We start from the raw sequence: 15,333 nt of genomic DNA, 5'->3' as shown, positions 1-15,333 counted from the left end.
TGTAAATATAAGGGTGATTTGTTTGATTATTTACATAAGTTATACGCATGAAAACTGAAACTCACTATGTGAAATATACATTCTTACTTTAGTTTTGAATGTATGTGTATCAGGATACACTTCAGAGAGAAGTAGGCAATATCAGCCTACTCCTGCGGTGGGGTGAACTCGTATATATTTGGAGACCAGTTATCATTTCTCCAATGATAGCCTTTTTCTGAAGCGCTGCAATTGAAAGTATACTGAAAATAGAATGAGCCAATATCAATCTTTTTCCAGGTATCAGTTTTAAATTCATATCTCCAGAAACTTGTTTTCTCATGTGATCCTGCATATATAGTTTCTCTCTCAGGGTCAAGGTCATATGCAGATACACTACTGCCTACATAAGCGTATTCACCAATAACGAAGTCAACGAAGTGACGAGATGATGGCTCTCCTGGGTAATCACTAAGTTGTTTCCAGGTATCAGTACCAGGATCATATTCCCAGAAATTGTTATTTAAAATTGTATAACCTTTTTCTTTGGTGGAAAAACCTGCACGAAGCTCTGCACGTTTCTCTTCTAGAAAAGGTGTCTTTGCAATTTCTGTCCAAAGATCATGAGATGGGTCGTACCGCCAACCTTCCATATATCCGTAATCACCTATAGAAAAAGATACCATATCACACACCCCCATAGCCGGATAATCCGCCTTTTTCGTCCATATATCGGTATCCGGATCATACTCAAAAAATGCGTGGGATTCACATCCATTATAAAGACCAAATAGATAACCTTTGCCATTGACAGAAAACCCTGTGCCTCTTCCACGTAATTCATTTTCATCTCCTTGATCATCTATTATCTTTGGAAGATCGGCTTTTTGGGTCCACTGTTTAGTGCCAGGGTTATATTCGTAAAAGTATCTACGGTTTATGTCTCCGGGGCCGATATAAATCTTATTATCAATCACAAAGCCAGATATTTCTATATTACCTATTCCTCCCGGGTGAACAGTAATTTGTTGCCATACATTGTCGGGAGTGCTAACCTCAAAAGTTCTATTAAAAGTGTTAATTTGCAATAAAGCTTTAGATACATGATCAAAATCATTTTTAGAAGTCAATTGTATCATAACCTTATCTCCATCCTTTACCGTAGCACTTTCGTTTGATACAACTTTTCCATTAATGAATAAAGATCCAGAGTCTAGAAATATTGGCGTAGCATGAGGAAGTCCACTGATAGTAATGGTATTAGAAGTATAAACTGAATCTCTTTCCGCATTTTCAATAGAGGTAAAGCTGAATGGATCAGGTGTATAATCGTCAGTAATAATGCTGAAGCTGGCACTTATGCCATTAATATCTACCAGCGCTGAGGTGTTGGCCTCAAACTCACTGCTGGAAAGTAGTTTGACAGCCAGTTCATCTCCGTTTTTCACTGATGTAGTGTCGCTTTCCAGTTCTTCACCGTTTTTGATCATGGTTCCACCTTCAATTTTGAGCGGTGTAGCGAAAGGGATTCCACTTACGGTAATGGTATTGGAAGTGTAGAAAGAATCAATGGCTACATCTTTTTGAGCAGTAAAGCTGAAAGCATCAGGAGTATAGTCATCGCTAATGGCGGTGAAGCTTTTGACTAGTGTTCCAATCGTAATTTTAGTGCTTACCGTGTCCATATAACCACTACTGGAAGTAAGCTGAAGTTGTAGCTGATCGCCGTTCCTGATTTGGACGACCGAGTCTTCTAGCAGCTTATCATTCAAAAGGATATGCCCATTCTGCACGACTGCATCGGCAGTGCCTCCTTCTTTCAGCCCACTTATCTTGACAGCATTGGAAATAACTTTGGTATTAATGGCTACATCTTTTTGCGTGGTAAATTCAAAGTTCTCAGGAGTATCATCTTCATCTTTATTCAGAATACCATCTCCATCACTGTCAATATACTGCTCAAAGTTAGGGATGCTGGCTTCTACACCCATATCCGCATAGCGCTTCTCCAGATGAGCTCTGATCTGAGGCAAATTGAGTGACATGGCTTGCTCTCTAAGCTTGGTTTTGCTGGTTTCGCTATTAAGCACGCCATCTTCTCTTAAGTCAGTGATGATATTGGCTACCAACTCTGAAAGTTCGGCTACAGAGTTATCGGCCTGTAGTATGGCTGAAATTGCCAATAGGATAGCATTATCATCGCCTTCCTGAGAAATATCCAGAACTTCAGAGTGTTGAATGTCCTCTTTTTCAATCCCAAAGACGGTCAGTATTTCCTGCTGAGCCTGTTGTTTAGCATCCACAAAGCTTTTCTCTTCTTCCTGCATCAGGTAGATGACCCTCGTTCTTTCCATGTGTGAGAGCAGGTTGGCATTGATGTTTGTAATATCTTTTAGATCGGAAAGGGCAAAGAGCGTGAGTTGGGCAGCGGACTTTTCTCCTTTCACTTCATCAAAGTAAAAACCATCGGCTTGTAGCTGTACAAAATTGGATTTGAGCTTGATGCCTTTCAGGCTGAATGAACCTTTGTTGTCAGCAATCTGGGTAGTGAAGTTCTTTCCGGTAGTGACCAGTTTTTTATCTAGTTCGGATACCGTAATCGCTGTCCCATTGATGAATGGTCCTTTCTGCACATATCCGGAAATATCCACTGTCAGAGTTGAATCCACAACCACCGGAGGAGTATCAATGACTTCCTCATCCTCGCGGCAACTAATGACAGCAAGTATTGATAATATTAAGGTCGATATTATAAAGTTTCGCATAGCCAAATTAATAAGCATCAATATTTATTATACGTGTGGGTGTAGTAGCTCCATTTTCAAATACTTCAATTTTGGTATCTTCAAAAATGTCTATCTGAAACTTGATCTCCCCTGTCTGGTTTGCTCTCAAAATGACTAATCCATTTTTTGAATCAACGTAAGTCCATCCTTCTCTTACCAAGGTTCCAAAGGAAAAATTTTTCGGATTGATCGCTGTAATTCTGATGTCTAATTTTGAATGAGAAGGTAAATTTACATAAGCACCTATTTCACGAGTTTCTTTTGGATATTTAGTTTTTTTACCACTTAAGATATTCTCTCCATATATTCCAGAAGCAGGATATTCAATTTTCTTCGTCAGCGTAAATTCAGTAGTGTTTATAAAAGCCTTTATACACTTCTCAAAATCAGCCACAGTAATGGTTTTACCTAATTCTTTGTATTTGTTATTTACAGTCGTACGAATGGAGGCCAGATTCAAATACATGGCATTATTGATCAAAGCTGAACCTAATACCGGATTGTCCAGCGTACCATCAGTTTCCAGGTCTTCGCTGATATTCCGTAATAATTCCTGCAAAGTTCCGGTACTTTCATAGCCTTGCAGTATGGCAGATATGGCAAGCAGAATAGCTCCTTCTGTATTGTTCTTTGTAATGTCAAAATGCTCGGAGAGGGTAGAAATGTCTTCCTGAATTTCAAATACTGCCAGCACTTCCTTCTGTGCCTGCTGTTTGGCTTCAGTGAAACTTAGTCCTGAATTCATCAGGTATTTTACTCTTGGTACTTCCAGGTGCGTGAGCACATTAGCATTAATTTGATCATTGGTAGACAAATCAGTATAAGCATTGAGTTGCATCTCACTTTCTGAAGTTTGTGTATTGATAAAATCATAGTAATACCCTTTTCCCTCAACTATTGCCCAGGGGTAATCTACTTCTATTTCTCCCTTTTGATAAGCGCCCTGGCTGTTGGTAGTTTGGGTGTTGAAGCTTTTATCAGTTTTACTGAGGCTAGAATCCAGTTGTGTTAAAGCAAATGAAGCTCCATTGGAAAAAGGTCCTACCTGCAGGTAGCCAGAAACAGCAGTCGCCCAGGGATAAGCCTCATTGCTCAGCGCAAAAGATGTCTGATAATCTCCTACAGTGAGTAGAGAAGAAATCTGTCCGCCCCAGCTTATAGGACTAATCATTTTAATTTGCAGCTCATCTCCATCGCTGACATAAGCAGTATCTTGCCCTATGCTTTCTCCGTTCTTAATCAGCTCACCTTCACTAAGCTGGGCGATTGCCGGATAGGGTAATCCACTTATAGTAACTACTTCTGAGAGATAAACAGTATTACGCTTAGCGTTCTCTACAGCAGTGAAGACAAATTCATCGGGCGTATTATCATCATCTTTATTTAGTATTCCATCCCCATCACTGTCTACATACTGTTCAAAGTTGGCGATGCTGGCCTCTACGCTTAGTTCTTCATATCTTTTTACCAGATGTTGTCGGATAGCCGGAAGATCAAGATTGATGGCATTGTGTTTGAGGGCTTCTAGAATTTTCTCACTGTTCACCATACCATCTTCCCTAAGGTCAGTGCTGATATCTGCCAGTAATTCAGAAAGTTGGGCTACGGAATTCTCTCCTTGTAGAATGGCAGAAATGGCAAGTAGAATAGCATTATCTTCACCTGCCTGTGAGATGTCAAGTAGCTCAGAATGTTGCATATCTTCTTTTTCAATGCCGAAAATGGCCAGGATTTCAGCCTGGGCTTGTGCTTTGGCTTCCAGAAAGTCTTTGCCCTGATTGATAAGATAAAGCACCCGGTCTTTTTCCAGATGAGAAAGGATGTTGACATTAATTCTGGCATCCGTAGAGACATCGGCCAGCGCAAAGAGCGTGAGCTGTGCGGCAGACTTTTTACCTTTGACTTCATCAAAATAAAAGCCAGTCGCAATGAGTTGAAGGTTGGTATAGTCTAGCTGGCTGGTTTTGATAAAGAAAGAACCACGATTATCAGTGATCTGGGTAGTAAAAGTTTTGCCGGTGGCTGCCAGCGAGTCATCCAGTTCGGTAATGATCAACGTAGTTCCGTTGATAAAGGGTCCTTTCTGTACATAGCCATTGATATTTACCTTGCTATTACTGGTAGAGTCTTCTATTACTGGGTCAGCAGGCTGTTGTATGATGATGACCTCCTCCTCGCGGCAGGAGAATATTGAAACTAAAATGAGAATGGTATAGAATAAATTTTTGAACATCCTTCTAAAGTCTGTTGGTAATTGGCCTTAAAATTACCGATAGACTTCAGGAGAATTTGATGGGCTTTCCTGATACCTTACACTACACAGAAAATTAATTAAGTTTCAGCAAATCAATTGTGTGCTTCCTCATAATGCTTACTGAGTATATCTTCTCCAAAGTCTTTTTCCATATCACGGATGACGGTGTGAATATGATTGGCGTCATTCTGGGTGTTATCATATTCTATTACAAAGCCCGGCCCATGGATACGGTAATAATGTTTGTCACCTACCTCATAACTTCCTGCCCAGGCAAAACGAATATTCTCCAAACCCGCTTTTTTTATACGTAACATAGCTTCTTTCGCGATCTCAGGTTTATGTACACTATAATATACCTCAATCAGTTGTATCAGTTGCTCCTGCTGTTCTTGCGTCATCTGGCTGTAAGCAAGTCCTTCCATCTTTGATATGTTTGCGACCTTATCATTACTGGTTACTATATCCGGGTAAGCTTCCTCTGCGATCAAAGCTGTTTTCTGCTGTTCCTGACTAAGTGATTTTACCAATGCTCTGCCCAGGTCTTCTTCCGGTTCCAGAATTCTCCAGCCTTTGCGAGGCCCTGAGGGTACTTTGGCAGGGTTTGATCCGAAAAAAGTAGGTGTAACGGATACAATTTCGTCGCTGACTGAGGAAAAATTGAGCGAAATATGGTGTCCTTCAAAGCGCCACCCCCAGGCTTCATCATGCGCGGGTTTTCCGAAAACAGTAAAATAATAGTTGTCGGGATCGCGGTAAGTATCATCGGGGCTACGGCCTTCAACTCCTCTCAGTATTTCTTCCAGCTCTCTAACCTGCTGTGCCTTTTCGTAGCCTTCAGCACTGAGTGAGGCCCTCATCAGGGAGAAAGCGGCTTCTTGCTGGGCATCCGTCATTTCTTTGATAGGAAGTCCTTGCCGGGGAACAGGGGTAAAGTTCCAGTTGTAGCGTTCTTCATCTGCCAGTGAAAAGGTAGCTTTATCCAGTTGGTTCTCATTGAGTGAATTGAGGAAAGCCTGTGCACTTCGCAAGACTGAGTCTTCATTTGCCCTTGGGACAAAATTTTGAAATATAAAAATACTGATCAGTATAATAAGGCTGGTGTAGGTGAGCTTTTTCATGCTTGTTGTATTAGGCATCTGTATATATTGAATTTACAAAAATGTTCTGCTATCCCCTACCTTTTGGGTGCTTCTTCATTGGTTTTCTTTTTACATTCATTTAGCTTTAGCAGTATACTAACAACCTAAACTTATATGAATACACAGCAAATTCAAGACTTTCTGCAAGAGGCAGAACAGCACTTAAAACAAGAGTTACTTCCCTTCTGGCTGGACCGCAGTAAAGATGAGGAGCACGGAGGCTTCATCACCCACTTTGACAAAGACGGTAAAGATGCGGAAACAGATGAAAAATCTCTCATTGCCCAGACACGTTGCGTATATACTTTTTCCTCAGCCCATCGGGCAGGTTATGGTGAGGGTAAGTGTCTTGAGTACGCAAGACATGGAGTAGATTTCCTGATTAACCACATGTGGGATCGGGAATATGGTGGTTTTTATTGGCTACTGGATCGCAAGGCTAATGTCAAAATAGATGAAAAGATATTATATGGTCATAGTTTTGCCATCTACAGCCTTTGTGAATATACGATGGCCTCTGGTGATGATATTGGACTGGAGTATGCCTGCAAAGTCTTTGATCTGATACAGAAGTATTGTGCTGATACCATGTATGGGGGCTATTTTGAAATGTTTACTCGCGATTGGCAGCTTAAAGGGCCGGGAGCTGCGGGAGGTGATCGTAAGACATTGGATGTACATATGCACCTGATGGAAGCTTTCACCAGTCTTTATGAATGCAGCCAGCTTCCTGTACATCGTCGCAAACTCCTAGAAGTGATTGACATTATGCTAAAAAGGATATTGCACCCTAAATATCGTACAGGCGTTCCTCAGTTTTATCCGAACTGGGAAGTAGCTCCTCAGATCAAATTTGATATTGTCTGGGGCTGGGACCGCTTTACGGAAGATGGAGCTAAAAAGCAGGCTGATGATAATACCAGTTACGGGCATAATGTGGAATTTGCCTGGCTTTTCACCCATGCCTTAAAGATACTCAAGATAGACACTAAAGATTATGTTTCAGTGCTCAAAGCTTCCTACGAGCATGCGGTGAATTACGGAATAGATGAAACCCATGGTGGGGTCTACGTAGAAGGCTCGCATGCAGGTGAGGTCTATGATCGGGAAAAAGAGTTCTGGCAGCAGGCAGAAGTGCTGATTGGGATGTTACAGGCCTACCTTACCTTCGGTGATGAAAAATACCTGAAGGTATATGAAAATGTTCATCGCTTTGTATTTGATAAGATGATTCATCATCCGGTAGGAGAGTGGTGGCCTTTATTAAGCCGTAAAGGTGAACCTGTTTGGACCCATATGAGCCACTCCTGGAAAGTAAACTATCACACTGTCAGGGCAATGGTTCAGTCTATTGAGCGCTTAAAAAATGTGAGGGATAAACTGAATTAGTCGTTCAGTTTACCCCAGTTCATCACATACTCAGGCAAATTTTTCTCTTTCTGGTCAGCATCACTTTTGAGTTTGCTGTTTAGAATAGTGGAACGTCCTGAGAAAGTAGTTAGGCATATGGCAGCCCAAAGAAGTAATACTATCGTAATTCTAACTTTCAGTTCTAAAGCGGATCTTGTACTCATATCTCTTCACTTTTTATAATAGGAAAAAGTATTTTTATGTAATATTTAATAAAAATAGTGATAAAAAATATTCAAAACAATAAAAAGTTACATTTTTAATATGTAAAGTATAACAAAAATATTTCTCAATCTTTCACCATAGTGTTTGTATACTGTTTTTCTAACACTAAAGTTTACCAAAGCTGTCAAAATCTAACTTGGTAAGTTTTATGTAGCGGAACAAAAAAAATGCTAAACGTAACAGGTAGGCAGGTAATTTTGCTGTGCTTAAAAAGCGCAATAAGCCATCAGCAAATTATAGAAGTAGAATCTTTTTTTGGTATTAGCAGGTATTAAGATAAGAGGGTTGCTATACAAAAAACTCTGCTTTAATTTAACCAGTCTGTACTTGAGTACATGCCAAATCAAATCTTTAAATTAGTAATAATACCATTACATTCATCTAAAACCTGAATACATGCAGAGATATCTGATAATTGGCAGTATGCTATTATGCCTATCGTGTCAACCCCAGGAAAGCCGGGTAAGTGAGCAGGTCCAACCTGATGTAGAGCCTAAAGTTACCCCTGCTTTGTCAGAAGAATCGCCGCCTATTCAGCGGGTCGTTGCTTTTAAGTTTAAGGAAGATGCTTCTGAAGAGGCCATTCAAGCGCATATGAAATACTTTGAATCTCTTCAGGATAGCATTCCACAAATATTGTCGTATCGCGCAGGAGAGACTTTCCCGGCAGCATATGAAAATACCGGTGACTATGATGTGCTGCATTATGCTACTTTTGAAAGCGAAAAAGCCATTGAGGAGTACTTTAACCATCCCGCACATCAACGTTTTATTGAGGTCAATAAAGATAGCTGGGCTAATGTAATTGTGCTGAACTCGCAGGTGAGAGAATAGTCAAACTGTACTTCTTAAAACTCTTTTACATTATCAATCTACCTAATACATTTTAAGATGCATCTTAGCTGCCCTTTTTTTTCATGCACTCAAATTATTCTTTTCAAATATTTGATATTTACCAGTGCTCTTATCTTATGTCACCTTCCTCTTAAAGCTCAAAAAGCTACCATCAAAGAGGAAAACAGAATGATCAAAACCTATCCTTATTCTGATCCTAACCCTGTTCCTGCCCTCACTTTCAACCCCAAAATCTATCCTTACCATCAATTTACCGGTTACAGCCATGAAGGGAAAGAACAGGAGTGGAAGGTAGTCACCATGGAAAATGATTACATCCAGGTCTTTGTATTACCAGAGTCAGGTGGTAAGGTATGGGGAGCGATAGAGAAAGAAACGGGTGAGGAGTTTATCTACCGAAATGAGGTCATGAAGTTTCGCAATATTGCCATGCGTGGTCCCTGGACCTCCGGGGGTATAGAGTTCAACTTCGGAATTATCGGTCATGCTCCTTCCACGGCATCGCCGGTAGATTATATTATTGAAGAAAAGGAAGATGGCAGCGTAAGCTGTACCGTTGGCACCATTGACCTTCCCTCACGCACGCAGTGGCGCGTTAAGATTACCTTGCCGGCAGACAAAGCCTATTTTGAAACTGAAGCATTATGGTACAATCCCACTCCTGCGCATCAGGCCTATTACAATTGGATGACCGCCGCTGCTCGTGCCTCTCAGGATTTGGAGTTATTTTACCCCGGTGATGCTTATTTGGGGCATCCCGGTGATGTATACTCCTGGCCAACAGATGAGGAGGGCAGAGATCTGGCCATGTATAAAAACAATGCTTTTGGTGGAAGCAAATCTTATCATGTGGTAGGCAACTATCACGACTTTTTTGGGGGATACTGGCATGAAAAAGATTTCGGCTTCGGCCATTGGTCACTGTACGAAGAAATGCCGGGACAGAAGCTATGGATATGGGCATTATCTCGCTCAGGGGCAATCTGGGAAGACCTGCTCACCGATTCCGATGGGCAGTACATTGAGTTTCAGGCAGGCCGTCTGCTGAATCAGTATTCCTATTCCAGCCAGGTCAACCCTGTCAGTGAAGTGGGTTTTGGGCCTTATGTAACGGATCAGTGGCGTGAACTGTGGTTTCCGGTCAAAGAAATCGGAGGTATCAGTGCGGCCTCTCCCTTAGGAGCTGTCAATGTGGAAGAAACAGAAAATGGGCTGGCTATCGGTTTCAACGCATTTCAGCAAATTGACGATGTGTTCATAATAAAATCCGGCGATGATGTTCTCTTCCGGGAAGCAGTGTCGCTAAAACCCATGGAGGTTTTTCAGCAAACTGTAAATACAAATGAGGGAGTTCAGGAGCTAGTAGTCAGTATCGGTGATCAAGTCATTTTCTCTACAACTCAGAAAGAAACAAATGACCTGAAACGTCCTTTTGAAGGTGATGAGGATATTCAACCCACCCCGGCCTATCAATTGTTTGAAGCCGGCAAGTCCTTAATGAAAAACCGAAATTATGCACAGGCGGAAGAAAAGCTGAAAGCTAGTCTGCAGGAAGATCCCGCCCATTATGAGGCGCGTGTAGCTCTGGCAGAATTGCATTATCAAAATGCGCAATATGAAGATGCGCTGGAACAGGCCAATCATGCCCTGAAAGCAGATACCTATGACTTTGATGCCAATTATGTAGCGGGAATTATTTACAAAGCTTTAGAAGACAAGGTAAATGCTTTGGAAGCGCTGGGGTGGGCTGCCCGCTCTATGGAATATCGTTCTGCCGCTTATGCCCAGATGGCTGAAATTTATATGCAGACTCAAAGTTTTGATCGGGCGAAGCATTATGCTCAGCAGTCGTTAGCCTTCAACAGCTATAACATCAGTGGACTGCAAAGCCTGATGGTTATTCATAGAAAAAACGAAAATGAGATTGCTGCCCGCGAGTTGCTTGACCGGCTTTTGGCCTTGGACCCACTGAATCACTTTGCCCGTTTTGAAGCTTACCTATTGGACAATAATTCACAGTATCTGGAGCAATTCAAATCCCATATCCAAAACGAATTCCCGGCACAGACCTATCTGGAAGTGGCGATGGATTATCTGAAAATGGGGCAGCAGGAAGATGCTCAGGCTGTGTTGCAGCAATCTCCTGAAAATACTATAGTTACGCTTTGGCTGGCTTATTTAAATCAGGAGAATACAGAAGAAGGAAAAAAATATTTGGATGAGGCAGTTGCTCAATCAGCTGCTTTTGTCGCACCTTTTCGCAGTGAAACTTTAAAGGTCCTGGAATGGGCAGTCAGTCAGCAAAAACAGTGGAAGCTACACTACTATCTGGGGCTGAACTATTGGGCTAAAAATCAAATGGACAAAGCTGTTGAGCAATTCAAGGCCTGTGGAGAGCAGCCGGACTTTCCGCCCTTCTACCTGAGCAGGGCTGAACTGCTGGAAAAGACAGAAGGAAAAGATAAAGAAGATGACTTGCGTAAAGCCCTGACTCTAAATGAGGAACTGTGGAATAGCTGGCATTTACTGCTCCAATACCTGAATAAGGAAGAAAAGTATGAAGAAGAATTGAAGATGGCAGTGCAAGCCTATCGCATGTTTCCTGACAACTATGTGATTGGGATGGACTATGCCCAGGCCTTGTTACACAATGACCAATATGAGCAAAGCTTAACTTTGCTAGATAAAATTCATGTATTACCCTATGAAGGTGCGTCGGAAGGAAGGGCAATTTATGAGCGCGCGCATCTGAAGGCTGCCATGGCTCAGATGGATAAAAATAATTACAAAAAGGCTGTCAAAATTCTTCAGGCTTCTTTGGAGTGGCCGGAGAATCTGGGCGTAGGAAAACCCTATAATCCTGATGAGAGTGAACAGGACTTTCTGCTGGCCCATGCTTACCAAAGGCTGGGACAGACGCGGAAAGCTGATCAGCACCTACAACAAATTGTCCAACGTTATGAGAATAGTAGTAATGGTGGGGTAAATAGTCTCTTGCTGCTGGGAGCACTGAAAAAGCTAGGAAAAACAGATGAGCTTTCTAAAAAACTGTCAGAGCTGGAAAAAGCTGAAAGCCCGGAAGCAAAATGGGTATTAGCGACCTGGACCAATGACGAAGCTGCTAAATCAACTGTTCAGCCTAAGCTCAGAAACAATAGTTATGAGATGATTGACAAAATCATACAAGCTACAGTCAATTAACCAACGTTTGTAGTAGCATCAGTAACTGGAGGGTAGGGGGAAGGAAAACTCTGCCAAAGCATTGCACTTTAGCAGAGTTAAGTTTAGTATCAGTTTTTCTCAGGCCCTACTGGCGGGAGGGCTTCACCTTCTACCCAGGGAGCTCCATTCTCCATAAGTTCAGCGGATATTTGCGCTATCTGGCTCTGTGCTGATTTGAGCTTATTCTGAATGTTCTGCAATTGCTCTTTAACAATAGCCAGGTTTTGCTGATGGGTAGGCGTCGGGCCATAAGTAGAATGGCTGATCCCTCTTTCTACAGCAAAAAGTCGTTCGCTAATGGTAGGCTTGGTTTTTTCTCCAATATCCTGCTTGGCACGATTACCGTTTAGCTCTTCATCCAGGTCCATCAGCGACTGACGCAGACTATACATTTGCGCATCAAACTCACCGGGGGCAGTAGTAGAGCGTTCCAGCGCTAACTGCAAACGCTCAGCTTTGGTCAGGGCATTGTCTAGCGAAATCCCTATGGCACTCACTGCCCGGTATGTATCCTCGTACGCTCTCCAGAACTCAGCCACCTGACTGGCAGGAGCGCCCTCAAGCGTTCCATCATACAGAGGTTCTACTTCGAAAGTGATGGGTTCAGAAAGTGCTGTAACTTCACCATCTACTTTTTTTGAAAGCGAAGCCGTATAAGTACCGGGAGCAGCCATCATTCCCTGGCTCTCTCCGGCTTCACTATTCATTTGTAAAGGCTCGGGAGCAGGGTAGCGAAGATCCCAGGCGACTCTATGGAAGCCAGAGGTAACAGGCCCTTCAATACGACGAATGGTATTACCATTGCTGTCCTGAATGCTAAGTAAAATCTGAGGAGCTTGCTCTCTCCGCTCAGCTTCTACCGCATCCCAGCCGGGAAAAGGAATCGCCTGCTCTTCCTGTTTCAGTGTTTTTTCATTTTCTACGCGGACATCTTCACGTGTCTTAAGCCCATCTTTGAGATAATAAGTGAAAGTGGCTCCGAAGTCAGGGTTGGGCGCTACGAAATGAGCATCACCCAAAGAACCTTTTTTGTCCTCAAAGTCAATGTCGGAGCGAGGAATATACCACAAAGCTTTTCGGGCAGGAAAGAGGGTAGCTTCGGCCATCAGTTGCTGCTCAGATACACCACGCAGGGCAGTATAATCATCCAGAATATAAATACCTCTGCCAAAAGAAGCCGCCACCAGGTCATTCTCTCTTTTATGAATCGCGAGATCTCTAAATGAAATAGTAGGTACGCCACCTTCCAGTTTTATCCAGCGCTCCCCGCCATCTACGGTAAAGTAGACACCAAACTCAGTAGCAGCAAACATGAGTTCAGGTTTTACATGATCCTGTACGAGTCGCCATACCAGTGTGCGGTCGGGCAGGTCTCCCCGGATGGACTGCCAGCTTCTTCCCCGGTCTGTACTTTTAACCAGATAAGGTGAAAAGTCACCATATTTGTGATTGTCCAGAGCCACATAAACGGTATTGGCATCGTGTAGGTCTGCTTTAATATCGTTGACAAAAGCTGTCGCAGGCACACCGGGCATGCTCCCTACATCTATTCTACGCCAGTTCTGACCTCCATCTTCTGTCACTTGTACAATACCATCATCCGTACCAGCGTATACAGTTCCTTCCTGCACAGGAGATTCTGCCAAAGAAGTAATGGTGTTGTAGTTAGACATGGCCCCAACATCCCAGGCAGCATCCCAACTTTGGGTTTTGTCCATAATAGGCAATTCTATGCGTTCCTGATCCTTAGTCAAATCACCTGAAATGGCTTCCCATTCGTCACCCCGATTGTTGGACCTCCAAACTCGCTGTGAGGCAAAATAAATTCTGGCCGGATCATGCGAACTTACCAGGATGGGAGAATCCCAGTTGAAGCGTTCGTAGTCCTCATCGGCACTAGGTTGCGGCTGAATGTCAATAACTTCACCGGTTTTCATGTCCAGGCGGGAAAGTGCTCCCTGCTGCCGTTCGGCATATACAATATTGGGGTTGCCAGGCTCAGTGGCAGGTTGGTGGCCATCCCAGTTGAGTACCAGTTTCCAATCAGCATTCTGGATGCCCTGCACATTATCGGTACGTGATGGACCACCCTGAGAACCGTTGTCCTGGGTACCACCATAGATCTTGTAGAAAGGCTCTGTATCGTCCAGCGCAATTTTATAAAACTGAGTGAGGGGTAAATTCTGCATATAACGCCAGGTTTTGCCCAGGTCAAAGCTTTCGTAAACCCCACCATCGGTGCCAATCAAGAGGTAGTCAGGATCATCTTTTTTGAAAGTAAGGGCATGGTTATCGCCGTGACGAAATTGTGTGTTGAGATTGGTAAAAGTTTTTCCTCCATCGTCTGAAACCTGCATGGTAGCATCAGCCAGGTAAATCCGTTCAAACTGATGAGGAGAAGCATAGAGTTCCTGATAATAATGTGGGCCGGTGCCACCAGAAACCACATCAGATCTTTTCTCCCAACTACTTCCTCGGTCGGCAGAGCGAAAAATTCCTCCTGTGCCCCGATCAAGCTCTATGGCAGCATAGACAATATCGGGTTGTTGTGGGGAAATTGCCAGGCCGATCTTACCCATATCCGATTCGGGCAGACCGTTAGCCAGTTCTTCCCAGCTTTCGCCTCCGTCGGTGGAGCGGTAAATGCCGGTGCCCGGACCACCACCCATATAAGCGGCTACGGTACGATGCCGTTGCCAGGTCGCGGCATACAGTTGGTCAGGGTTCCGAGGGTCAATGAGCAAGTCAGTAACCCCTGTCCATGCATCATCACCTAATGTTCTCTTCCAACTCTTACCGCCATCGGTAGTTTTGTAGAGGCCACGATCTCCTCCCTTATTCCAAAGGGGCCCCTGGGCAGCTACCCAGACAATATCTGAATTCTCAGGGTGAACAATAATTTTAGAAATATGCTCAGAATTTGGCAGTCCCATATTTTGCCAGCTCTGGCCTCCGTCCTCAGAGCGGTAAACGCCATCTCCATAGCCCACATGGCGGCCTCCAACATTTTCACCAGTGCCTACCCAGATGATATCAGAATCGGAAGGATCTATGCTGAGGCAGCCAATAGAATACAAATTTTGTTCGTCAAAAATAGGCTCAAAAGTGGTCCCGGCATTTACGGTTTTCCATACGCCGCCTGAGCCTACAGCAATGTACCAGGTGCTCGGATCTTCAGGATGAATGGCCAGGTCCGCAATACGTCCTGACATAAAAGCCGGGCCAATGTTACGCAGTTCCAGCCCCTCAAAGGTTGAGGCTGTCATGGGAGTTTCGAAAGAAGAATTTGCCCTGTTTCGCTGCCCAATAAGTGGATGAAACAAAAGCAGACACAGCAGTAGTGCTGTTGTGTAATGAAAGAATGTTCTCATAAAGTGCAGTATAGATTAAGGTTTAGGAAAAAAATGATGGAAATTTAGGTAAGCCTATTAGCTAAACTTTATGAGGTCAATATAATAAA

8 protein-coding genes are annotated in these 15,333 nt (G+C 43.2%); 3 read left to right on the top strand and 5 right to left on the bottom strand.

Features of this window, described 5'->3' with window-relative positions; all coding sequences use genetic code 11:
• Positions 1-146: 146 nt before the first annotated feature.
• The 3 genes from OKW21_RS23320 to OKW21_RS23310 form a co-directional block, all read right to left on the bottom strand.
• Complete coding sequence (locus OKW21_RS23320) at positions 147-2,744, bottom strand: Kelch repeat-containing protein (protein ID WP_277484099.1); 2,598 nt, start codon at positions 2,742-2,744, stop codon at positions 147-149.
• Between the two features lie 7 nt (positions 2,745-2,751).
• Positions 2,752-4,998: a hypothetical protein gene (locus OKW21_RS23315; protein WP_277484097.1), complete on the bottom strand. Its 2,247-nt coding sequence runs from the start codon at positions 4,996-4,998 to the stop codon at positions 2,752-2,754.
• Positions 4,999-5,111: 113 nt separating this feature from the next.
• A complete protein-coding gene (locus OKW21_RS23310; protein WP_277484095.1) occupies positions 5,112-6,140 on the bottom strand; it encodes a DUF3500 domain-containing protein in 1,029 nt (342 codons plus the stop codon).
• A 135-nt stretch (positions 6,141-6,275) separates the two neighbouring features.
• Between OKW21_RS23310 and OKW21_RS23305 the strand changes: the two genes are divergently transcribed.
• Entirely contained in the window at positions 6,276-7,550 is a 1,275-nt protein-coding gene (locus tag OKW21_RS23305) for an AGE family epimerase/isomerase (RefSeq protein ID WP_277484092.1), read from the top strand.
• Here the strand turns inward: OKW21_RS23305 and OKW21_RS23300 are convergent.
• Positions 7,547-7,735, bottom strand: coding sequence for a hypothetical protein (locus OKW21_RS23300; RefSeq protein WP_277484091.1), 189 nt, complete (start codon positions 7,733-7,735; stop codon positions 7,547-7,549). The two genes, OKW21_RS23305 and OKW21_RS23300, sit on opposite strands and share 4 nt — an antisense overlap.
• Positions 7,736-8,192: 457 nt before the next feature.
• Between OKW21_RS23300 and OKW21_RS23295 the strand changes: the two genes are divergently transcribed.
• Both OKW21_RS23295 and OKW21_RS23290 read left to right on the top strand, forming a co-directional pair.
• On the top strand, positions 8,193-8,630 hold the full coding sequence (locus OKW21_RS23295; protein WP_277484090.1) for a Dabb family protein: 438 nt from the start codon (positions 8,193-8,195) through the stop codon (positions 8,628-8,630).
• A 189-nt stretch (positions 8,631-8,819) separates the two neighbouring features.
• The gene (locus OKW21_RS23290; protein ID WP_277484089.1) at positions 8,820-11,852 is read left to right on the top strand and encodes a DUF5107 domain-containing protein; all 3,033 of its coding nucleotides are present in this window, start codon (positions 8,820-8,822) and stop codon (positions 11,850-11,852) included.
• 89 nt (positions 11,853-11,941) lie between these two features.
• Here the strand turns inward: OKW21_RS23290 and OKW21_RS23285 are convergent, their stop codons facing one another.
• Positions 11,942-15,244, bottom strand: a complete 3,303-nt coding sequence (locus OKW21_RS23285) for a VPS10 domain-containing protein (RefSeq protein ID WP_277484088.1) — start codon at positions 15,242-15,244, stop codon at positions 11,942-11,944.
• Positions 15,245-15,333: the final 89 nt, after the last annotated feature.

It is taken from the genome of Catalinimonas alkaloidigena, from assembly GCF_029504655.1.
GTDB lineage: Bacteria > Bacteroidota > Bacteroidia > Cytophagales > Cyclobacteriaceae > Catalinimonas > Catalinimonas alkaloidigena.
This window is presented reverse-complemented; position numbering and strand designations above follow the sequence as displayed.

What these genes read in the sequence shown, in the direction of transcription:
- OKW21_RS23320 (WP_277484099.1), bottom strand. Translation starts at nt 2,744, where the DNA reads ATGCGAAACTTTATAATATCGACCTTAATATTATCAATACTTGCTGTC.
- OKW21_RS23315 (WP_277484097.1), bottom strand. Translation starts at nt 4,998, where the DNA reads ATGTTCAAAAATTTATTCTATACCATTCTCATTTTAGTTTCAATATTC.
- OKW21_RS23310 (WP_277484095.1), bottom strand. Translation starts at nt 6,140, where the DNA reads ATGAAAAAGCTCACCTACACCAGCCTTATTATACTGATCAGTATTTTT.
- OKW21_RS23305 (WP_277484092.1), top strand. Translation starts at nt 6,276, where the DNA reads ATGAATACACAGCAAATTCAAGACTTTCTGCAAGAGGCAGAACAGCAC.
- OKW21_RS23300 (WP_277484091.1), bottom strand. Translation starts at nt 7,735, where the DNA reads ATGAGTACAAGATCCGCTTTAGAACTGAAAGTTAGAATTACGATAGTA.
- OKW21_RS23295 (WP_277484090.1), top strand. Translation starts at nt 8,193, where the DNA reads ATGCAGAGATATCTGATAATTGGCAGTATGCTATTATGCCTATCGTGT.
- OKW21_RS23290 (WP_277484089.1), top strand. Translation starts at nt 8,820, where the DNA reads ATGATCAAAACCTATCCTTATTCTGATCCTAACCCTGTTCCTGCCCTC.
- OKW21_RS23285 (WP_277484088.1), bottom strand. Translation starts at nt 15,244, where the DNA reads ATGAGAACATTCTTTCATTACACAACAGCACTACTGCTGTGTCTGCTT.